Source organism: Christensenella sp. (genome assembly GCF_034927525.1).
Taxonomy (GTDB): domain Bacteria; phylum Bacillota; class Clostridia; order Christensenellales; family Christensenellaceae; genus Christensenella.
Genome location: NZ_JAYFPU010000304.1, coordinates 1 through 22,069, shown reverse-complemented (window position 1 = coordinate 22,069; position 22,069 = coordinate 1). Strand labels below are relative to the sequence as shown.

Here is a 22,069-nt window from a genome sequence, read left to right as displayed (position 1 = left end):
AATGCCTTGTGTCCCTTTCCGATTGTTCCTTTCATTATAGCCGCTCTGCGTTCCTTTGGGCAATGGAATATTTTTCAATTTTTTCAAAATGCCTACAGCGAGCGACAAGATTCGACAGCCCCAGGTGCTATACTTTTTATTAAGGGGATAAACATATGCTGAACGACTTATTGGATGAAGAAATCAAAAATATTGGGGTCACGCTGAAAACGCACTCTTTTCAAAACGATTTCAATGCGCTCACCGTGGACGACACAATCATATTGAGCAGCAAGCTGAAAGATACTGCGGAGAGAAACGCCGTCAAAGCGCATGAGCTGGGGCATCAGTATACCTGCCCTGTCAACCTGCTGGAGTTAGAGCCCGAGCTGCAGGGGCGCTTCGAATACCTTGCCGACCGCTGGGCGACCCTAAAGGTCATGCCTCTAGAAAAGCTTGTGTCCGCTTTTCGCCGCGGCATTCGCCTGCGGGATGAATTCTGCGATTTTCTCGAAATATCCGAGCCGTTTTTTCGTCGCGGCCTTGACGTTTATTCCAGCATCTACGGCCAACGCACCCAATATAAAAACTATACGCTGCACTTCGACCCGTTCAACATCGAAGAGCTTTAGCGCGTCTGCCCTACAAGGTCAAGGATTCCATCTGGTTTTTCCACAAGAGCCATCGCGCCGTTTTCGCGCAGCTCACGCTCTGTGCGAAACCCCCACAGTACGCCGACCGTAAAAAGCCCTGCCGCAAGCCCTGTTTTCATGTCCACATCCGTATCTCCCACATACAGGCAGTCGTCCGGCCGGATGCCCAGTTCCTTCACGATATGGTTCGCGCCGGCCGGGTCAGGCTTCTTGGGCACGTCGTCCATTTGTCCGCGCACGATCTCAAAAGCCCCGCCGCCGAAGTATTCGCCGATCACTTCTAAGGTCTGCGCATGCGGCTTATTGGAAAGCACCGCTGTTTTGACGCCTTTTTTACGCAGCGTGTCGAGCAGTTCCACAATGCCGTCATACGGGCGCACTCCATAGCTGCACCACTCTTTAAAGTAAGAGCGGAACAGCCGCATCCCTTCCTCAAGATGTACAAGTTGCGCGTCTCCCGCCGCAACAAGCGCCCGCTCCACGAGCGTTGCCGCCCCGTCGCCCACAAAATACCGGTATTTGTCGCTTTCCTGCGCCGCAAACCCAAGATCACGCAGCATCTGGTTTCCCGTTTTTTCAAGGGAAGCGAGCGTATCGAGCAACGTTCCGTCTAAATCAAAAATAACCGCTTTTATCAATGTTAAACTCCTTAACAAAAAAGCATCCGGAAATCCGGATGCTTTTTTTCGTTTGATGTCAGATGACGTCAGTTACGCGGGATTTACGTTAACAGCTCTCATTTTGCTGCTGTCGCGTGTATCCTGCTCCATGTCGAAAGTAACCTTCTGGCCTTCCTGTAAGGACTTGTAACCGTCTGCCTGAATCGCAGAGAAATGTACGAATACATCTTCGCCGCTTTCGTCGTTCGTGATAAATCCAAACCCTTTTTCTGCATTAAACCATTTTACTGTACCATTATTCATTCCGGTACCTCCCAAAAAAATAAAAATTTGTAACAGAGATCTCAGAATGAAAAAGTACATATCTGATACTCATCTAAACGAATAAATGATTACCAGACGTGTCAAATCAATTCGTGCTCTAAATTACCTATTTATTTTAACATGTTTAAAACCGCTTGTCCAGCGCTAAATATAGATCAAACTGTCAAAATTTCCGCCTGTTTTTTCTACCGGTGGTGTTGGGCTACAATCTCACCCAAATCCTTCCTGTCTTTTTGTCTCGGCGGTTTGCCTTCGTCCGCCGGATATCCAAGCGTAATAACCAAACGCACCGTACTTTCCTGCGGCGCATTGATAAGCTCCTTTACCTCGCGATCGCAGAACATACCGATGCAGCAGGTTCCCAGTCCCAAATCTGCTGCTGCCAGCGTCAGATACGCTGTCGCCTGTCCAACGTCCATCTGGGCAAAACGCTGCGAGCCGTATTTTTTCTCGGGCATAGGGAAAAGCTTTGCTTTTTCCTCACTGACCACAATGAAGGCCGGCGCCGTCTTTACAAAGGTATTCAGCTTGGATGTTCCGTCCTCCGCGCCGTTTATGACCATTTCGCGCAGCTTATCCGCTTCCCCCTCCTCCGTAATGACCGTAAAATGCCACGGCTGGCTGTTGCATCCGCTGGGCGCAAGTCGTGCCGCCTCGAGTATTTTTGTAATTTTTTCCGCTTCTACTTCCTTGTCCGCATACTGGCGGCAGCTTTCCCTTGCCTCAATGAGTTCAAAAAATTCCATATACTTATCCTTTCAGTGAACAATTTTCCTTCTTATTATATACCAGTTTCCCCTCTCATTGAAACCTCATTCATCCCTTTCACATAAAACGCCCTGCTGTTTGTCGCACAGCGCGACCACCTCGTCTTTATGCGCAAACAGTGTACAGCCGCCGTCGTGCCCTGCACGGGCGGCAAGCTTGCGTAGCTCCATAAAGAATCCCGAGCGCAGCGCATCCTCCAACGAATCTTTTTTTAGATCGATCTGTGAATACGGTGCAAACGGACAAGGCTCCGCACCGCCCGACGCGCTGATATGGAAAAAACCTCGTCCCGAGGCAAGGCACCCGCCCGTCTCCTCCTCGTCACCCGGAAACGACACAACGATCATATCTGAAAACCGCTCCCGCAAATTTGTGGTTATCCGCTGCATTTTCTTGACGTCCCTATCATTAAGCATCAGATGCTCCGTCCCCTGCTGCATCGGTACATATTCCACATAAAACAACACGCCGCATCCTTGGTTCCGTAGGCCTTCCACAAAGCTGTCCTGCGTCACTTCCTCCATGTTTTCTTTGGTCACCGTGACAGAGGTTCCAAACAGCATCTTCTTTTTTTCAAAGTGCCGCATCACGTCTTCTACTGTACGGTAAGCACCCTGCCCGCGCCGGATATCGGTTGCCTGCTCATCCCCCTCGATACTGAACACGGGGATCAGATTGCGGTGACGCTCAAACAGGGCAAGGTACGCTTCATCGATCAGCGTCCCGTTGGTAAAGACAGGGAAGACCATATTGGGGAAGTCTGTCGCAGCCAGTATCACATCCCTGCGCATCAGCGGCTCCCCGCCCGCAAGAATGATGAATGAAACGCCCAGCCCCGAAGCCTGCGCAAAAATATTTCTCCACGCCTGTCCGTCCATATCGGCAGTCTGCCTTGTTTCGTCGCTGCACGCGCCGGACGCGCGCGAATAACAGCCCGCACAGTGCAGGTTGCATTGCGAAGTCACGCTCGCAATCAGAAAGGGCGGCACATGCAGTCCCTCTTTTTCTTTGCTGTCACGGCGCTTGGCGCTTTTTTTGATCTCCGGTACTGTCTTCATCAAAAACGCAAGTCCCCTCGGGTTATTGAGATGGTACCGTCCAACTGTTTTTAAAAGCTGGGATATTCCTTCATTCATATATTGATTCAAATTCATTTATTTTCTCCATGTGAAATATGATAGTTGGATGCAAATTCCTCTACGTGGCAATCAAGCATCCGCAGCGCCTCTTTGTGCCTTTCCGGTTTGGAATCGTACATCAGTAAAAGCAAAAAAATGGGGCCGTAAAATTGCAGCGCGGTCACCTGCGGGTCTGCCTTGCGAAAAAATCCCTCCTGCATCATCCGCTCAAACAATGCCGTCTGGAACCCAAGCGCCCCGTCGATCATCCATTCCTCAAAAAGCTTTGCCGCCTCATTGTTTTTATATTGCTCGATCATCAGCAGATGAATGAACTGATTCGCGTAAGGATCGTCGAGAAAAAACAAAAACATTGCCTCCACCGCTTTTTTCAGCCATTCCAGATCATTTTCCCCGTACTGCCTGTAAACCTGATCTATCTCGCCCTGCGGCAGCTTATAAAAAGCAACCGTCCGCTCAAAACGCCTGTTCATCTCCTCAAGCAGCACCGCAAATATTTCCTGCTTGCTCTTATAGTGCTTGTAAAGGGAACTGTCCTTTATCCCTACGGCGTTCGCGATATCCTTGACCGACACGCCATCATAGCCCCGTACAGAAAAGAGGCTCAACGCCTCTTGTAAAATCAATTGTTTCGTATCGCGCTTTTCCATGTTCTCCTCCATGGCTAGTATTCACTAGCTCAATTATAGCTAGTGTTCGCTAGCTTGTCAACTATCTGGACATGAAAATCCCCCAGGCAACTGACTGCGCTTTGGGGGATTTCTTACGCTTATTCCATTGTGTGTTGCTAAACCAGTTTCAGCTCGTACACTTCTCCTGTATCCTCGTTTTTAAATATCAGATCATATTCCGACAGCTTCCATACTTCATATGGGGCGCTGGCGGCCAAAGACACCGTGGCAATCATCAGGCACCGCGATAGCTTAGTCCGCTTTTTTTCCATATCGTTATATGCGGCATTCATACGCGCTTCCAGTATTTTTCTGTGCTTATCGTCGGTCATTTCCTCACCTTGTTTCTCTGGCACATTATTTTACAGTCTGATATATTCAGTTTTATAGTCAAGAAATTCCGCAAGTGTGATCATGCCGACTGTTGCGTCGTTTGGTTGCCCATCGCAAATGATCAGCAAATTATCACAGTAATCAACAAGCGAGCAAGAGCAGATAGACATAATATCGTGATACGCTTTATCGGCGCAGAAACAACATGGTTCATCTATTAGGCATAAATACTTTTCCCGTTTTTGGCGTTCGTTTTCACTTAATGTATCCATCCATTTGAAAAAAGGGATCAATATTCTGATCGTGATTTGATATTCTTTTTGCAGTTCAAGTGCCACATCCATAAAAAGCATATCTGCCTGATTTGTAAAGATAACAAAAAAATCGTTGCAGCGCTGCTCAATTTTTTCTAACAGTTGCTTTTTGATTTGTTGCTTAAAAATTTCGATTTTCTCTTGCGGGATTGTGCAATTACCCCATATCCCGCAAGCTCCTTTTATTTTTCTCATAACATATACGACCTTTATATGCAAAGAATAGTGTTAGTGTGTTAGGAAGAATACAATTTGAGCAGATATTGATTATTTCACAGCATCAGTGTCTTGCCAGAGCAAGAATATATTATGCTCTCAGACTTTTATTGAGCTCGCAGTCATATCCTTCCTACACACTATTATGTCTATCCTATACCGAACATGTATTAAAATTAGCCTGATAGAAGCATTTTAACCCATTATTGCAATTATATAATGTAAACTTAATATTAAGCACAAAATAATTATAACACATAATTATGTGCGAAAACACAATATATTTAATTAGTTGGCTGTGTTATTGTTGCTTGTTATAAAATTATACTTGAATTATGGATAGAAATAATGAATTAAAGCATTTTATTGCTAACAGGGTGCGCGAATTACTAAAAGTGAACAATATCAAGAATCAAACTGCTTTGAGTCAGATATTGGGTTTTGGTGCAAATTTTATTAGCAATTTGGTTAATGAGAGGTCATTGCCGAGTGTGGATAAATTAGATGCGCTATGCAGACATTTTGATTTAACGCTTTCTGATTTCTTTAAAGACGATTTCAGTGGAAACAAGTCGGCTGAAATGCTTTTACATTTATTACTGGAAAAATATCAGGCTGAAGATATCACAATGATTTATGATGTTCTTAATATCGTTGATCGAAATAAGATCAAAACCTTGTTTGCCACTTATTCAGATTATCATAACAAAAAGGGCTAATAGCCCTTTTTGTTATTTAACCATGAGTTCTTTAAAATCAACTTATATTTTAACAGATTTTGGTATAATACAAACGCTTTGGCGACGGACGCACCTTATATGGTCACTTTTAGTAGATTATAATAATTTCATAATTATGCTATAATAAAATAAATTATTGCTTCTTCGGAGGTGTACCATGCGTCTAAGTGTGCCAGATTCTTCTTTCCTAGATTCATTTGAGCATTTGACGACAATTAGTACTGATGAGTATGGAAAGAATAAGCTCAACCTCTATATTCTAAAAATGAATGCAAATTCTTTTGACTATGATCTCTTGGTTCGAAATTTATTGGAACCAGTGATTTCTTATTCAGTTTCGCGAAAAGTTCAAGAAAAATATTCAAACAAACCTCATACGCTAACCAAAAAGGCAGTTTCTCATTTTGTAAATCATTGTAAAAACACTGGCGAGTTGGGCGAACTTCTTCTTTACGCTTTTTTGGAATGTCATCTTAGTGCGCCTAAGATATTAACAAAATTAGAATTAAAAACATCAACCAGTTTATATGTAAATGGTTCTGACGGTGTTCATTATTTAAAATTGCCTAACGGCAACTATCAACTAATTTTTGGTGAATCAAAAACAATACAAGATCCTGCGACCGCAATAAGAGATGCCTTTTCATCTATTGCTAATTTTAAATATGAAATCAATGAAGATGGTGAGGAAAAAAGCGGTATAAATTATGAGAAGTCTCTTATTAGCGATAATTTGATTAAGGAAACCTTTTCTACAGAAGACACTGAATTTATTAGCAACTTAATTTATCCCAAAAAGGATGATCATTTCCGAGTAGATGATGCTTTTGGAATTTTCATAGGCTATGAAATATCAATAACTGCAAGCGACAAAAAATTGCCTAATGATGAATGTAGCGAAAAAATAAAAAAAGCGGTACTTGATGAAATCACAGGAAAAATTGCATTGATAGATAAGCATATTGTAAATAATGATTTGAGTGGGCATTGTTTTCATATTTACATACTACCATTTACCGATTTAAACCAAAATAGAAAAGATATTCTGAGGAAGTTAATGACATGAGCTGGTTTAATAAATTGATCTCAAAAGCTTTATCTGACCCTTACTTAGATGACTTATTGGTTAAGGCAGAAACAAATTATGCGAATCATTTTTTTGACGTTCAATGTTCGGATGAAACGATAACATTTTCCGACAAAGAATATCACGATATTTTGCGATTTGCAGATATATTGTGCCGCAGTGAAATAGCCGAGGGCAGAAATAAAGCATACAAAATTATTAGCCTCTTATATGACTTTTATAATGATGAACCGTTTTTTAAATGTTGTGCGGATGCGGTGCTTACTAAATTAGGGATATTTCCTGCTTTGTCATTGCTTGCCAAACAAAATAATGCGTATTCTACGACCGAAATTTTATTGGAAAAGGTTGTTAAGGAAACATATCAAGCATCACCTTTTGAGGGGAAAATTTTTACCAATGCACAATATGACTTATTTGAAAAACTAAAAAATAGTAATCACTATAGTTTTTCTGGCCCGACATCATTTGGTAAATCTTTTATAATGGAGGCGTTCATAAATCATATTATTGAAGAACGCAATTCAGCAGATAACATGGTTATTTTAGTACCTACAAGAGCGCTAATAAACCAAGTAAGTAAAAAGTTAAAGCAGGAAATTAGAAATACAAAATACAAGGTATTAACTCATCCAGTTGTTCCTCCAATGTATCAATCAAAAGACTATAAGTATATTTTTGTGTTTACCCCCGAAAGATGGATATCATATATATCCGAAAACAGTAATCCAGTTGTTACATATATGTTTATTGACGAAGCACATAAAATTGTTTCTAAAAAAGATTCGCGTGCTCCACTTTATTATCATGCTATCCTTTTGGCTGAAAGGAAAAGTGTAAACTTGTTTTTTGCTTCTCCCACTATTCCTAATGCGGAAGTTTTTTTGCAATTATTTGAAAAAAGCCAAGATGAATCGATGGTGATTCAGGATTCACCAGTTGCGCAAAATAGATATTATATTGATTTTATTACAAACAAAGCAACGCTTTTCTCGGACACTGGAAAGGAAATATTTATTGCCTATGATGCCAGTAAGGAGTCGGGGTATTTAGGAAAGCTTTTTACAAAATTAGGAAAAGATTGTCAGAATATAGTTTATTGTAATACTATTGACGATACAATTGATTATGCCCTTAGATTTTCTCAAAAATTGCCAATAAAGACAAATGATGAAATAGAAGAGTTGATTAAGCTCACAAAGACTTTTGTGCATAAAGACTACTATTTAATTGATTGTTTAAGGCATGGAGTTGCTTTTCATTTTGGTCGTTTGCCACAACGCATACGGGAACAAGTTGAATCTTTATTTTCAAAAGGACTAATAGATTATGTGTTTTGTACCTCAACACTTTTAGAAGGAGTAAATTTACCAGCGAAAAATATATTTATTCTTAATAATGCTATTGGTATGAGCAAATTTAGCGATATAGATTTTTGGAATTTAGCAGGGCGAGCAGGACGACTAAGTAAAGAGATGAGCGGAAATATCATATGCGTCCGTGCAACGAATAAGAAAAACCGTTGGGATAATCCAGAAAAAGATTTAAACGTGGTACGAAAAAAAACAATTGAGAACATATTGCCATCAATAATAAAAGGTGAAAAAAATTTCTACACAAATTTAGGAAATGCGATCCAGAATATTTCTTTCACCAAGCAAAATGTTTCTCAAACTGAAAAAGATATTTGGAATCATTATTCTAATCTTTTATACGTCCATCAGATAGGAAAAAATGATTCTATTCTAATCAACAACTTTTTGAAAAAAAATAAAATGGCGAAACAAATACTAAGCACCGTATCGAAGTCTAACGAAATCCCATTGTCAATACTTGAGCAGTGTTCTATAATTAAGCCAAAATATCAAAACGCTTTGTGGAAGTCTAATCAAATAGAACCTCTGCCCAAAGAGATAACAAAAGATTCCTGTCAAAATATTTTGGAAGTTCTTTATGATACATACAATTGGGAAATTGAAGAATCAGGTGGACGTAATCCAATGGCAAGAGATCGTGCGCGTTTACAATACTTTTCTGTCCTTATGTACTCATGGATTCAAGGCACGCCATTAAATATGATTATTAACAATCTGATTAGATATTACGAAGGAAAAGGACAAATTTTTCATCAAGGGAATTACATCTCCTTTAGTGGTAATGAAAAAATGCATATCAATATTGTGATTAATAATTTAATGTCCGATATAGACACAGCCCTGCGGTTTAAAATAAAAAATTATCTGTTAAATTACAGTTTAATTGTTAGTTCACGACTTGGTGAAAAAGACACAGGTGCACGGTGGGTAGATTATCTGGAATATGGAACCACCAATCCACTTATTATCGAACTCCAGACTTTAGGGCTTCCTCGGCACTTGGCAGATTTTGTTATCAAGCATCATTCAAAATGTCTGCATTTCAGTAACGAAATGGTCGTTGATTTTGATGAAAAGCAATTACAAAAAGAAATTGATCAAGAAAGTTTTTATGATGAATATAAAGAATTAGCTGAAATATTCGAATGGGGTCTTTAAATGAATTTTTGAGCATATAAAGTTTACTAGTCTTAACAAACAGAATAATTTACACAAAAGGACAGGCTTACCGCCTGTCCTTTAAACTGATTGTCATTCCGAACACTCCATCTAAAAAGAAAAGGTTCGGATATGACCGATGTGGTGGAGACAGCTGGGCTCGAACCAGCGACCCCCTACATGTGAAGCAGGTACTCTGACCAACTGAGCTATGCCTCCGTGAGGAATATTATACCACATTTTTAATGTCATGCAAAAGCTTTTATCAAAAAAGAGCGGATATTTTCCACTCTTTTTTTTTATCCGTTTGTACTGAGCGCCTCTACGAATTTTTCATATTCCGCCGCGCCCAGCAATCCCTCATCCTTTAAGCCGCGCACCTCCACGAGCCACGAGCCATATGCGTCCTCATTGACCCGCTGCGGCTGTTCTACTAAAGCCATATTCGCCGTCAAAATCTTGCCGTCCATCGGCATATATATCTCCGCTTCTGTTTTTACAGATTCCACGTCCGCAAAAATATCGCCTTTTTTATATTCTTCGCCGGAATGCGGCAGACTCACATAGACAACGTCGCCCAGCACCTGCTGTGCATAATCGGTGATGCCTATTTTTGCCTTTCCATCCTGTGTAAAAGCGATCCACTCATGCGTTTGCGTATATCTCAGGTTTTCCGGTGCGTTCATTGCTTATCATCTCCCAGCTATGAGCTTTATTGTTTCCTTTTATAAACGACTAAACATTGTTTCAATCCAATTATCGCAAATTTTTATTATTTCGTCATAAAATCGTTTGCCTTTCTTCATACATAACTCATGAAATATGATATAATAACACTACAATTATTATTATCGAAAGGAACGTTATGGCAGATATCTCACGCTATGAATCGCCGTGTAAATCCGGTCTGACGCAAGAGCAGGTCAAAACACGTATCGATCAGGGACTTACCAATGCATATAACACACACACGACGAAGACTTACCGGCAGATATTCAAGGATAACTTCCTGACGTTTTTTAACGTCCTGAACGCAATATTCACCGTGCTCATCGTTATGACCGGCTACATCAAGGAACTTGTTTTCCTGCTTGTCGTCGTCGGCAACCTGATCATCGGTCTTGTGCAGGAGCTCACCACAAAGAAAACACTGGACAAGCTTTCCGTTCTCGTCACGGCCAAGGTCACGGTCGTGCGGGATTGCCAGGAAAGCACCTTAAACGTCACAGACCTTGTGCTTGACGACATCATGCTCTTAAAAACAGGAAACCAGATCAGCGCGGACAGCCTCCTGCTCGAAGGAACGCTCGAGGTAAACGAATCATTGATCACCGGCGAATCTGACATCATCGTCAAATCTCCCGGCGATTTTCTTTATTCCGGCAGCTTTGTCGTGTCTGGCAACGCCTATGCGCGCGTAGAGCATGTCGGTCTCGATAATTACGCCAATAAAATTTCCGCGGATGCCAAGGTCACCAAAAAACGCCATTCTGAATTGCGGAGCGCCCTCAATAAGATATTAAAGATCATCAGCATCATCATCGTTCCGATCGGCGTCCTTCTGTTCTTAAAGCAGTGGCTGGCGGTCGGGCTGCCCATCGCCGATAACACCGTCAAGACTGTCGGCGCGCTCATCGGCATGATCCCGGAAGGCCTCATCTTACTGACCAGTATTTCCCTTGCCACAAGCGCGGTCATCCTCGCCACAAAACACGCGCTGGTACAGGATCTGTACTGCATCGAAACGCTTGCGCGCGTTGATGTGTTGTGTCTGGATAAAACAGGTACCATCACCGAAGGCCGCATGCAGGTGGAGGACGTCGTAGAGCTGCGCAAGGCGGATATTCCCAACCTGCTTGCCAATATGGCAGGTGCGCTGCAGGATGATAATGCCACCATGAACGCCATTCGTGAGAAATTTGGAAAACGTTTCGATTATTCCGTCAAGCATATCATCCCGTTTTCTTCGGCGCGCAAGTATAGCGGCGTAGCCTTTGAAGATCGCGGCACCTATCTTCTCGGCGCATACGAATTCATTTTTCCAGAGCCGTTTGAAGGCATTGACCCGGACGAATACGCACAGGACGGTTACCGGGTGCTTGTGCTTGCGCACAGCGACTATTTTGCGGAGGATAACAAAGTCCCGCAAGGCATGCATCCACTCGCTTTTATCATGATCGCCGACCGTATCCGCGCTGACGCGGCGGAAACGCTTGCCTTCTTTGAACAGCAAAAAGTGGATATCAAGATCATATCCGGCGACAGCCCTGTTACGGTAAGCGCCATTGCGCGCCGCGCGGGCGTAAAAAATCCGGAAGCGATAGACGCAACCACGCTCGATACGCCTGAAAAGATCGACGAGGCGGCGCAAAAATACAGCGTATTCGGCCGCGTAACGCCTAACCAGAAAAGAGAACTGATCGCCGCGCTCAAAAGGCAGGATCATACCGTTGCCATGACGGGCGACGGCGTCAATGACGTACTTGCTTTAAAGGAATCCGATTGCAGCATTGCCATGGCCTCGGGCAGCGATGCCGCCAAAAATATTTCCAACCTCGTACTATTGGATTCCAATTTTGCGACCATGCCTTCCATCGTGAACGAAGGGCGCAAGGTTATCAACAACATCCAGCGCGTGGCTACATTGTTTATCACAAAAACGGTATACGCCGTGCTGATCGCCCTGATGACGCTCATTTTGGTGGACAGCAGCTATCCGTTCACGCCGCTGCAGCTGACGCTCATCAGCTTTGTCAACATCGGTTTCCCGGCATTCTTCCTTGCACTGGAACCGAATTATGCACCCATCGAGAAGCACTTCTTGATCAGTATTCTGGAAAAATCGCTTCCAGGCGGACTGTGCGTGGTCATCAGTATCCTGATGGTCGACCTGCTCGGCGGCGTCTTCCAATATTCGCCCGAATCCGTATCTACCATGTGCATGATGCTCGCCGTTGCGGCAGGCCTGTGGGTCGTCGTCAAGGTGAGCCGACCGTTCACCACCGCGCGCAAGATCATACTGGGCAGCTCTATCGGTGTATTTGTGCTGTGTCTCATTTTCCTGCGCGGCTTCTTCGATATCTCTCCGCTCAGCCTGCCCCAGATCATCGTGATCGGCGTCATCGTCATACTGATGCCGTTCATCATGAAGGGCATCGAGCACTTAGTCACCAAGGGCGCATTCTCAGTGCTGATGAAAAAGCAACAAAAAAAGATCATGGATCGTCTGGAGAAAAAAGAAAAGGAAAACGACAAACGAAAGGATGTGTGATCCATGCCTTTTTGTCCGCAATGTCATGACGAATATGACGAAGGCTATACCGTATGTGCCGACTGCGGGTGCACGCTTGTCGACGCGCTTGCCGTCACGCCTGCTGTAGAAGACGACCCGCCGCATGCCATGCGTCCGGTGCTGCTGCACAAAACGGACGACCTGCAAAGCAAGCTGATCGCCAATCTTTTAGAGCAGGAGGGCATTCCCGTCCTTGTGCGCGACGAGACGCTTGCAGGCAATTATGTCAGTATCTATTCCGGATATTCCGTGTACGGAAAAAAGCTGTATGTGGACGAAGCAGATCTTGCCCGTGCGCAGGAATTCTTAGAGGGTTTCCTGTCCGCTGCAGCCACGGAGGACGCAGATGCAGACTTTGCGGAAGACGACTTCGAAAAGGAGCTTTCGTTTTTCCAGCGACCGCGCAACCGTGCATTGGTCCTTTTCCTCGGCATTCCGATCGGCATCGGGGCGCTTCTCTGGATCATCTGGCTTTTATCTCAATTTCCAATTCAATAAAAACGGGACTGCTGATAAACAGTCCCGTTTTCTATTTGTTCTTTTACCAGTTATTGAGCCCCCGCCATTCGTCGAACGGGAAAATGACTGCCACCGCATGCCCGACGATCTGGCCGTGCGGGATCGCGCCGACCATTCTGCTGTCCATCGAATTCGCCCTGTTGTCGCCCATCACAAAAACGCTGTTTTCAGGCACGACCACAGCAGGCATATCCTGATATGGATCAGGGCTGACATACTCCTCTGAAAGAGGCTGTCCGTCAATATAAACTGTGCTGTCTTTGATCTCCACCGTCTCGCCCGGCAGACCGATCGCGCGCTTCACATAGTTGCGGTTCGTCCCATCCGGATAGTGTACGATAATGATCTCCCCGCGCTGGGGAAGCCCGCCGTACCGCGTCACCTTTTCCACGGCAAGGCGTTCGTCCGTGTGCAGCGTCGGCTGCATAGACGGGCCATCCACCATGATGATCTCGAACAAAAACGCACGGATCAAGAACGCAGCCACGACCGCGATCACGATCGCAAAAACCCAGCCCCATACCGCTCTCTTTTTTCCGTTTGTTTCACTCCTGCTGCGTTTGACACGGCTGCCTACGCGGCTTTTCTTTTCTTCCATATACTCACTATTCCACTGTGACGCTCTTTGCCAGATTCCTCGGTTTGTCCACATCGCATCCCTTCTGTACTGCCATAAAATAAGCAAATATCTGCATCGGGATGATCGAGGTCATCGTGGCCGTAAAATCTTCGCAATCCGGGATCGCGATCAGCTTATCCGCCACATCTTTGGCCTTATCCTTATATTTTTCCTGTGTGATCACAAGTACGACAGCTCCGCGCGCCGTTACTTCTTTGACGTTGCTCAGCGCCTTTTCGATCAGCTCTCCCTGTGTCAGTACCGCGACGACAAGCGTCCCTTGCTCGATCAGCGCGATCGTGCCATGCTTGAGCTCTCCCGCGGCATACGCCTCGGAATGGATATAGCTGATCTCCTTTAGCTTGAGCGACCCTTCCATTGCCAGCGCATAGTCAAGCCCGCGCCCGATATAGAAAACACTTTTTTCCGTAAAATGCTCATAGGCAAACTTCTGCAGCAAATCCTTCTGCTCAAGGATCGCGGCAACCTTGTCAGGGATAGAGGCCAACTCCTGCACATTCGCACGGTATTCCTCCTGTGTCATCTCGCCCTTTGCGTAAGCAAGCTTTAGGCAAAAGAGGTACAGGCACATCAGCTGCGTCGTATACGCCTTTGTGGATGCCACCGCAATCTCCATGCCAGCACGCGTATAAAGAACGCTGTCCGCCTCGCGCGCAACGGTGGAGCCCACCACATTGGCAATGGCCATCACGTACGCACCTCGCTTCTGTGCTTCGCGCAGCGCGGCAATGGTATCCGCCGTCTCTCCCGACTGGCTGACGACGATCACAAAATCATCCTTATCCATGATCGGATTCTTGTAGCGGAATTCCGAAGCGATCTCTACTTCCACCGGCACACGCGCAAACCGCTCGATGATATATTTACCCACATATGACGCATGATAGGCCGTACCGCATGCAATAATAGTAATTTTTTTGATGTTTTTCAGCGCTTCGTCCGTGAGGCCTACCTCGTCAAAGCACACTTCCCCGTCCTTTATGCGCGGATTCATCGTGTCCGCCAGCACGCGCGGCTGTTCCTCGATCTCCTTGATCATAAAGTGCGGGTAACCTGCTTTTTCCGCTTGTGAAACGTCCCATTCCACAGTATACGGCTCGCACGCGATCGGGTTTAGCACCTCGTCGTAAAGCTCGACCTTATCTTTTTTGATGACCGCGATCTCCCCGTTGTTGAGGAAGTACACATCGCGCGTATACTCGAGGATCGCCGGGATATCCGAGGCGATCAGGTTCTCGCCTTTTCCCAGCCCCACAACAAGCGGACTGTCATGCCTGACCGCCACGATCTCGTCCGGGAACCGTTCGCTGATCACGCCCAGCGCATAGCTTCCCTTCAGCTTAGAGATCGCCGTCGATACCGCTTCCTTAAGGTCGTCTTTCAGATAGTAGTGGATCAGGTGTACGATCACTTCCGTGTCCGTCTGCGACACGAACCGTATCCCTTTTCTTTCCAATGATTCCTTTAATTGCAGATAGTTCTCAATGATTCCATTGTGTACGATCGCCAGGTCGCCCACCGTATTGATATGCGGATGCGCATTTGCGCAGCTCGGTTCGCCGTGCGTCGCCCAGCGCGTATGTCCGATCCCGATCGTATGCTCCGCGCATTTGCCTTCCACCAGTTTCTCTAAGCCGATCAGCTTGCCTTTCTCTTTGATGACGTTCATCTTTTTGCCATCAAGATAGGCTACGCCCGCACTATCATATCCGCGGTATTCAAGCTTTTGCAGTCCGCCGATCAGTACCGGGATCACATTTTTATCGCCTGCATATCCAACAATTCCACACATATCCCCTGTATTCTCTCTTTCCTATTTCAAGCGTTGTTCGATCAGCTTACCCATCTTAACCGCGTGCTTTGTGATCGCGTCCTTGTCTTTTCCCTCGATCATCACACGCACAAGCGGCTCTGTCCCCGACGTACGGATGAGCACCCTGCCCTCGCCGTGGAATTCCTGCTCCAATTTTTTGATCTCGTCCGCGATCATTTCGTCCGTTTCATAATCGTGTTTTTTATCGTCGCTCACCTTTGCGTTCACAAGCACCTGCGGGTAGATACTCACCGGCCGCGCAAGACGCGCAAGCGGCATATCTTCACGCTTCATCACCGCCGCAAGCTGCACGCCCGACAGAATCCCATCCCCCGTCGTGCTATGGTCGAGAAAAATAATATGTCCGGATTGCTCGCCGCCGAAATTATATCCGTCCCGCAGCATCTCCTCCAGTACATAACGGTCTCCGACGTCTGAACGCACCATCGTGATCCCGTTTTCCTTAAGCATCATTTCCATGCCCATGTTGCTCATCACGGTCGCGACCACCGTATCCTTTTGCAGTGTGCCGCGCCTTTTCATATCAAGCGCGCTGATCGCCATGATCTTATCCCCATCCACGATGCTGCCGTGCTCGTCCACCGCGATCAGGCGGTCGGCGTCGCCATCAAACGCAAGTCCCAGATCAGCACCCAGCTCCAAGACCAGCCGCGACAACTGATCCGGATGCGTAGACCCGCAATTCTCATTGATGTTGTTGCCGTCCGGCGTATTATAATACGGAATAACCTCCGCCCCTAAAAGCTTAAATATCCAAGGCGCTACCTCGCTCGCCGCGCCGTTCGCACAGTCAAGGACGATCTTTAAACCCTCCAGGCTCACGTCCGTTGTTTCCACCACAAAATCGATATAGTCCTGCGCCGCTTTTTTGAGGCGTACCCGTCGTCCGATCTTCTTGCCCGTAGGCTGCGGTATTTCTTCCGCATCATTCAGAATGATATTTTCGATACGGTCTTCTATCTCGTCCGCCAGTTTGTATCCGCTGGAATTGAAAAACTTGATGCCGTTGTATTCCACCGTGTTATGCGATGCGGAGATCACGACCCCCGCGTCATAGCCGGAATGCCGCGTCAGATAAGCGATCGCCGAGGTGGGAAGCGTACAGGCGACGACCGCCTCCGCGCCCGCGGAACAAATGCCCGCCACCATTGCCGATTCGAGCATATCACCCGAGCCGCGCGTATCCTTGCCGATCAGTATTTTTGCACTGTGTATCTCATTGGTCAGGCAATAAGCGCCCGCACGCCCCAAATCATACGCCAGCTTTGACGTCAGTTTTTCATTGGCAATGCCGCGCACCCCATCCGTACCAAAAAGTCTCGCCATTTGTTATCCTCACTCTATCTTCAATAAATTATATTTCAAACCCCAACGCAGCCGTTGCCGCTACTGCGCCGTCGGCCACAGCCGTAACGATCTGCCTGAGCGGCTTTGTACGGATGTCCCCCGCACAAAACACATTTCGAACGTTTGTCTTGCAGCCTTCGTCCGACCGGATGTATCCCGCTTCGTCAAGCTCTACCTGTCCTTCGATCAGCTTTGTCTTGGGTATTTGCCCCACGGCAAAAAAGACGCCTGTCACAAAGAGCTGGCGTTCTTCCTCTGTCTTGCTGTTCCGAACAGACAAGCTCTGCACCGCATATTCCCCGTTTACCGACAAGGCGATGCTATCCAGCACAAATTCGATATTGTCTGTTTCCTTTGCCGCCGCCACCAGCGAAGGGCTCGCCCGGAACGCATCCCTGCGGTGCACCAGATATATTTTTTTACAAAACTTCGCCAAATACAACGCGTCTTCCACCGCCGTATTTCCACCGCCGATCACCGCGACCTCTCCGTCACGGAAAAAAGCGCCGTCACACGTCGCACAATAAGAAACGCCTGCGCCGATCATCTCCTCTTCCCCGGGGATACAAAGCTTTTTCGGCTCTGCGCCCATCGCGAGGATAACGGCTTTTCCTTCATAGGTATTTTTACTTGTCTCGATCTTCTTTACGTCTCCCAAAAGCTCAAAAGACCTGATCTCCTCGGTGACCATATCCGCGCCCGATCTCTGTGCCTGCAGCTTCATGCTGTTGGCAAGCGCCGCGCCCGTCACTTCATGCTCAAACCCCGGATAGTTGTCGATCATATGGCTGATCGCCATTTGTCCGCCCGCAAACGCACGCTCCACGAGCAGCGTTTTAAGGCCGCTCCTGCAAGCGTAGATCGCCGCGGTCAGCCCTGCCGGGCCGGAGCCTGCAATAATCACATCATACATTTTGTCACATCTCCTTAAAAAGGCTTTATGCCAAACACTATTATACAGGAAAAACACGGTTCCTGTCTATTCGGCTATCAATAAACAGTCGTCCGCTCTCTTTAACTGCACTTTTTGCTTTTCAAATACCGCTCGCCCAGCTTTTCTCTTAAAAACGCGGCGAATTCGCCCGGCGTGATGCCCTCGAGTTGTTTTTGAGGGATCAGGAACGCGTTGATATCGTTGATAAACAGGTAAAATGCCGTAGGCGTTTCATAGCCATACACCAGATCGTCGTACGAAAATTCCGCAAGCGTTTCCCTGTCCTCCTCCGCGTCATACTCGCGCACTTCCATCTTGTCCTGCGTGAAGGTATATTTCTGCGGGTTTTCCACCGCCTGCTGTACCGCCTTATACTGTCTTTTGGGCTGCGTCCTCGTCACAGTGATATAGCAGGATACAAACGCCGCCACGACCGCGCCTAAAAGGATCACCGGCACAACGCCCATCGCGTTATCAAGCAGCGTATAGTTGCATATGAGCAGCACGAGCGCAATGCCGATGAGCACGCACAAAACCGTCACAAACTTTGCAAAGGCGTTCATTTTGCCGTTCGGGCCCTTTTTCTCGAACAAAGAAAACATCCAGTAATCCTTGAATATCTGAAAATCCGTTGTGGTCGTAAATTTTATCTCCTGCATATCCGCCCCTCCGATACTGCCTTATATTTTACACCAAATCCTTACAAAAATCCATAAAAAAGGCCTTGTCAGCATGGAGCTGGCAAGGCGCTTTTTTCACTCGCTTTTTATTTTTCCACAGCTTCCGGCGGATACAGTTCGTACGGCACGTCGATCTCTCCCGGAACGCCTACCTCAAACATCATGCCAAGGTCTGCCTGCGTATCGGGATATGCGTGGAAATCCCCACTGCACCAGCCCGTTTGCAAAATCGGCTCCCCGTTGCTTTCGAACATAGCGACCACGTCGCTGATCTCGTCTTCTTTGATCGCCGCCTTTACATGATGCAGGCCTTCGCCCTTTTCTTCCAGAAACCTCCAGTAACAGTTCGGCCCCTTGATCGGCTGGATGATCTCGATCTCTGTGCGTCCCACCTGACACAAGCCGATATAAAAATCGAATTCCTCATCGACCACTTTGCCATCGACTTTATAATCCCGCAACGTCTCATTGGAAAAATGACGAAGCGTCCACGGACCAATGCCCATCTTCTCCCAATAATTCCTACAATACTTTTTCAGGTCTTTCACAACGATGCACACCTGCATGATATCCCAGTCTTTTTTCATCATTCTTACCTCTTTTCCACAGTGCGTTTTTTCTTATTATAGCATATCCGCACGCGCTTATAAAAAGCTTATTCGCTCATACTTCACTGTGCCATTTTACGGAATTTTGACGGCGGAATCCCGGTGATTTGCTTAAATACCTTGGTAAAATAGCTCTGGTCTTCAAATCCGCAGCGGTACGCCACCTCGGCGATAGAATATGCCGTGTCGCGCAGCAGGTCTTTTCCCGCAATGACACGTACCCTGTTGATATAGGCAGTGATCGCCTCACCCGTTTCTTCATTGAATAATTCGCTCAGGTATGTTTTATTCAGATGGACATGTCCCGCAATATCGCTCAGCGTGATTTTTGTGCGATACTGCTTTTTAATATATTTTTTGATGTGGAATATGATGTTTGATTTTCGTTCCTGCATAAAATCAAACGCATGGTCAATCATACGATAAACGACGGGCAGTATCCATTCCTTGATCTGTATGGCTGTCTGAAACCGGCTGATCCGTTTGATGTGGTAATAATTTTGTTCAAAAACATTTTGCGCGCTTGTTCCCGTCTCCACCGATATCCTTAAAATCTCTGTCAGCAGTTCCATTGCGGCAAGCTTATATTGCCCCACGTCCCGGCAGTTTCCCTGATATATCCCCTCCAGCAGCTGTCGGGTGAATTCCTGTACCCCTCTTTTGTTTTTTGCAAAAATCAGATCCCGCAGCATATCTCCATACCCTGCGACAGAAATACCGCGGTTCTTTTTGGGGAAATGCCGCACCGGTTTTTTCCGCTCCTCCTCCCGCCGATAGCTTGCGGAAGCCTGCTTCAATTCCTTTTCTGTAGAAAAAGCGGACACTGCGCCGACCAGTTTTTTCAGACGTGCCAGCCGTTCTTCGTCAAATACGACCAGCCCTGTAAGCGGCGGGCTGCCTTTCGGCTCCGGGGCGTCCGTCCCATCTGTCGTTTCCCGCACGACCGGCCCGACCGTGATCCCGCCGGCCAACGCTCCCGTTTCGTCGCAAATGTAGCCTGCCACCATCGTGAGCCCCAGCGGGCAATAGAACGAATGCGTTTCCTGCAGGCGGTACGCTTCATTGCAGCCATAGGTATGGATCGCCTCGGGCACACACTTATAAAAACCACACATACCGCAAAACGTTTGCCGTCGCCAACTTGGGTTCAATATCTTTCTGGTGTCCATGTCCAGCAAAAAACAATCGATCCCTGTCAGGGAGTTGATATAAATACAATTTGTCAGGCCTTTGTTCACGATGCTGCCGTGCATATCGCCCTGTCCTTTCCGGTCGTGCTGTTATTGCCTTACCCTTTTGGAAATTTCCCTGTTGATGTCCTTCAAAACAAATTGCAGCTTGCAATAAATATTCTGATAATACTCCTCATAGATTTCATGCGCCGCGCGATCCGGTTCATATACCACAACATCTTTCCTGACAGCCTCTACCGCTTCACGCGCATCCTTAAAAACGCCCGTGCCCATCCCCGCGACCATAGCGGCTCCGAGCGGCGTCGCTTCATAGATCGCGGGGACTTCCAACCGGCAGCCCACAACATCCGCCTTGTTTTGCATCCAGAACCCGTTGCGCGTCGCCCCGCCGATCGCCACTATTTTTTGCGCCTCTCCAAGGCAGTTCCCCGCAAACGCATCCACCATCATCCTGAACTGGTAGTTGAGGCCTTCTATCACGCTCCTGATCATATCCTGATTGCGTATTTGATTGTGCATCCCCAAAAACGCCCCCATAGAATCCGCATCATGATACGGCGTTCCCGCGCCCGAAAAATGCGGTAAAAATATACATCCCCTGCTGCCCGCGACAGACTGCCCGCACGCCTGTGTGATCGCGTCCCATATGCCGATGCCCTGCGTTTCCGCGATCAATTTTTCTTCCGCCGCCAGATTCTTTTTCAGCCATTCCGTCATATCTCCGCTCACCGTACATCCGACGTAGCAGTAGCGCTCAGGCACGACATGCCCTTCGATATAAAAACCGCTGTTAAAAATCTGCTCCGATGTATCTGCTTTTGCGGAAGCCTGCACCACCATCTCCCACGTTCCGGTAATGTCCATCAGCACGCCCTCATCGATCGCGCCCACCGCAAGCGCGCCGCAAATATAATCATGACCGCCCAAAACGACTTTTGTCTGCGGGGAAAGCCCCGTCTGCCGCGCTACCATAGGCAACACCTCTGCCAGCACGTGTCCCGCCTGCCGCGGATGCGGAAAGATCGTATCCGGCACGCCCGCCTGATCGATCAATGATTTACACCATTCGTGAGTTTTCACATCAAATACGGACGTTGTAGTTGCCATCGAATAATCTGTTGCCATCTCCCCACAGAGCATAAAGTTCACAAAGTCTTCGATCAGCAGCCATGTTTTCGTCTGTTCCATGATCTGTGGATGATTCTCCTGCATCCACATCATACGGTAAACACTGTCGATCGACTGTACCTGCTTTCCCGTCTGTTCGAAAATATACTTTGCACCAGCCTTTTTTGAAAGCGCCTCGCTTTGCGGTATCGTCCGCGGGCAATGCCACGATATGATCGGGTAAAGCGGTTTGCCCTCTGCGTCAAGCGGCAGCCCGTCCATGCCGAACCCCGTCACCGCAAGCGCAGTGACCGTGTGCGGGTCGGGGAGCTTGGAAAGCGCTTCCATAATTGAATACACGACACAATCCCAGATCCGCTGCGGCTCCCATACACACCATGCCGGTTGTTTTTTATCATATGTCAGCGGGGTCTGCTGCGATCCGGACGCAATATGATTGCCCCTGTCGTCATATACCACCGCCTTGATCGTCGTCGAACCGATGTCGATGCCCATCAAATATCCCATACGTTTTTC

At 46.8% G+C, this 22,069-nt stretch carries 22 protein-coding genes and 1 tRNA gene; 6 read left to right on the top strand and 17 right to left on the bottom strand.

Going from position 1 to position 22,069, the window contains the following annotated elements; all coding sequences use genetic code 11:
* Nucleotides 1-155: 155 nt before the first annotated feature.
* Nucleotides 156-611, top strand: coding sequence for a hypothetical protein (locus VB081_RS12410; protein ID WP_323401111.1), 456 nt, complete (start codon nt 156-158; stop codon nt 609-611).
* Here VB081_RS12410 and VB081_RS12405 read toward each other — a convergent pair.
* From VB081_RS12405 to VB081_RS12375, 7 genes are all read right to left on the bottom strand, one after another.
* Nucleotides 608-1,270 carry an HAD family hydrolase gene (locus VB081_RS12405; protein WP_323401110.1) on the bottom strand — a complete coding sequence of 221 codons (663 nt, stop codon included), beginning with the start codon at nt 1,268-1,270 and terminating at the stop codon, nt 608-610. The two genes, VB081_RS12410 and VB081_RS12405, sit on opposite strands and share 4 nt — an antisense overlap.
* 72 nt (nt 1,271-1,342) lie before the next feature.
* Nucleotides 1,343-1,555, bottom strand: a complete 213-nt coding sequence (locus VB081_RS12400; protein WP_323401109.1) for a cold-shock protein — start codon at nt 1,553-1,555, stop codon at nt 1,343-1,345.
* A gap of 206 nt (nt 1,556-1,761) precedes the next feature.
* The gene (locus VB081_RS12395; protein ID WP_323401108.1) at nt 1,762-2,322 is read right to left on the bottom strand and encodes a nitroreductase family protein; all 561 of its coding nucleotides are present in this window, start codon (nt 2,320-2,322) and stop codon (nt 1,762-1,764) included.
* Nucleotides 2,323-2,388: 66 nt separating this feature from the next.
* On the bottom strand, nt 2,389-3,498 hold the full coding sequence (locus tag VB081_RS12390; RefSeq protein ID WP_323401107.1) for a radical SAM/SPASM domain-containing protein: 1,110 nt from the start codon (nt 3,496-3,498) through the stop codon (nt 2,389-2,391).
* Entirely contained in the window at nt 3,495-4,133 is a 639-nt protein-coding gene (locus tag VB081_RS12385; protein WP_323401106.1) for a TetR/AcrR family transcriptional regulator, read from the bottom strand. The genes VB081_RS12390 and VB081_RS12385 overlap by 4 nt, the downstream gene beginning before the upstream one ends.
* Before the next feature lie 137 nt (nt 4,134-4,270).
* Nucleotides 4,271-4,486, bottom strand: a complete 216-nt coding sequence (locus tag VB081_RS12380) for a hypothetical protein (RefSeq protein ID WP_323401105.1) — start codon at nt 4,484-4,486, stop codon at nt 4,271-4,273.
* A 30-nt stretch (nt 4,487-4,516) separates the two neighbouring features.
* The gene (locus tag VB081_RS12375) at nt 4,517-4,996 is read right to left on the bottom strand and encodes an SLOG family protein (RefSeq protein ID WP_323401104.1); all 480 of its coding nucleotides are present in this window, start codon (nt 4,994-4,996) and stop codon (nt 4,517-4,519) included.
* Between the two features lie 356 nt (nt 4,997-5,352).
* On the opposite strand from VB081_RS12375, the gene VB081_RS12370 reads away from it, so the two are divergent.
* The 3 genes from VB081_RS12370 (at nt 5,353) to VB081_RS12360 (ending at nt 9,378) form a co-directional block, all read left to right on the top strand.
* Nucleotides 5,353-5,736, top strand: coding sequence for a helix-turn-helix domain-containing protein (locus VB081_RS12370; protein WP_323401103.1), 384 nt, complete (start codon nt 5,353-5,355; stop codon nt 5,734-5,736).
* A gap of 178 nt (nt 5,737-5,914) precedes the next feature.
* Nucleotides 5,915-6,823, top strand: coding sequence for a HamA C-terminal domain-containing protein (locus tag VB081_RS12365; protein WP_323401102.1), 909 nt, complete (start codon nt 5,915-5,917; stop codon nt 6,821-6,823).
* Nucleotides 6,820-9,378, top strand: a complete 2,559-nt coding sequence (locus VB081_RS12360) for a DEAD/DEAH box helicase (RefSeq protein WP_323401101.1) — start codon at nt 6,820-6,822, stop codon at nt 9,376-9,378. The genes VB081_RS12365 and VB081_RS12360 overlap by 4 nt, the downstream gene beginning before the upstream one ends.
* Before the next feature lie 142 nt (nt 9,379-9,520).
* Here VB081_RS12360 and VB081_RS12355 read toward each other — a convergent pair.
* Both VB081_RS12355 and gcvH read right to left on the bottom strand, forming a co-directional pair.
* A tRNA-Val gene (locus tag VB081_RS12355) sits at nt 9,521-9,597 on the bottom strand.
* Between the two features lie 80 nt (nt 9,598-9,677).
* Complete coding sequence (gcvH, locus tag VB081_RS12350; RefSeq protein WP_323401100.1) at nt 9,678-10,064, bottom strand: glycine cleavage system protein GcvH; 387 nt, start codon at nt 10,062-10,064, stop codon at nt 9,678-9,680.
* Nucleotides 10,065-10,243: 179 nt separating this feature from the next.
* Between gcvH and VB081_RS12345 the strand changes: the two genes are divergently transcribed.
* Together VB081_RS12345 and VB081_RS12340 are read left to right on the top strand one after the other, a co-directional pair.
* The gene (locus VB081_RS12345) at nt 10,244-12,649 is read left to right on the top strand and encodes an HAD-IC family P-type ATPase (RefSeq protein ID WP_323401099.1); all 2,406 of its coding nucleotides are present in this window, start codon (nt 10,244-10,246) and stop codon (nt 12,647-12,649) included.
* A 3-nt stretch (nt 12,650-12,652) separates the two neighbouring features.
* Nucleotides 12,653-13,168: a putative signal transducing protein gene (locus VB081_RS12340; RefSeq protein WP_323401098.1), complete on the top strand. Its 516-nt coding sequence runs from the start codon at nt 12,653-12,655 to the stop codon at nt 13,166-13,168.
* Nucleotides 13,169-13,211: 43 nt separating this feature from the next.
* Here the strand turns inward: VB081_RS12340 and lepB are convergent, their stop codons facing one another.
* The 8 genes from lepB to VB081_RS12300 form a co-directional block, all read right to left on the bottom strand.
* Nucleotides 13,212-13,787 carry a signal peptidase I gene (gene lepB, locus VB081_RS12335; protein WP_323401097.1) on the bottom strand — a complete coding sequence of 192 codons (576 nt, stop codon included), beginning with the start codon at nt 13,785-13,787 and terminating at the stop codon, nt 13,212-13,214.
* A 7-nt stretch (nt 13,788-13,794) separates the two neighbouring features.
* A complete protein-coding gene (gene glmS / locus VB081_RS12330; protein WP_323401096.1) occupies nt 13,795-15,621 on the bottom strand; it encodes a glutamine--fructose-6-phosphate transaminase (isomerizing) in 1,827 nt (608 codons plus the stop codon).
* Between the two features lie 21 nt (nt 15,622-15,642).
* Complete coding sequence (gene glmM / locus VB081_RS12325; protein WP_323401095.1) at nt 15,643-16,989, bottom strand: phosphoglucosamine mutase; 1,347 nt, start codon at nt 16,987-16,989, stop codon at nt 15,643-15,645.
* A 28-nt stretch (nt 16,990-17,017) separates the two neighbouring features.
* Nucleotides 17,018-17,923 carry a thioredoxin-disulfide reductase gene (gene trxB / locus VB081_RS12320; RefSeq protein ID WP_323401094.1) on the bottom strand — a complete coding sequence of 302 codons (906 nt, stop codon included), beginning with the start codon at nt 17,921-17,923 and terminating at the stop codon, nt 17,018-17,020.
* A gap of 101 nt (nt 17,924-18,024) precedes the next feature.
* Nucleotides 18,025-18,603 carry a YcxB family protein gene (locus tag VB081_RS12315; RefSeq protein ID WP_323401093.1) on the bottom strand — a complete coding sequence of 193 codons (579 nt, stop codon included), beginning with the start codon at nt 18,601-18,603 and terminating at the stop codon, nt 18,025-18,027.
* A gap of 107 nt (nt 18,604-18,710) precedes the next feature.
* On the bottom strand, nt 18,711-19,214 hold the full coding sequence (locus VB081_RS12310; protein WP_323401092.1) for a VOC family protein: 504 nt from the start codon (nt 19,212-19,214) through the stop codon (nt 18,711-18,713).
* Nucleotides 19,215-19,294: 80 nt separating this feature from the next.
* Nucleotides 19,295-20,485, bottom strand: coding sequence for a helix-turn-helix domain-containing protein (locus VB081_RS12305; protein ID WP_323401091.1), 1,191 nt, complete (start codon nt 20,483-20,485; stop codon nt 19,295-19,297).
* Between the two features lie 27 nt (nt 20,486-20,512).
* Nucleotides 20,513-22,069: FGGY-family carbohydrate kinase (locus VB081_RS12300; RefSeq protein WP_323401090.1), on the bottom strand; the 1,557-nt coding region annotated here is incomplete at its 5' end.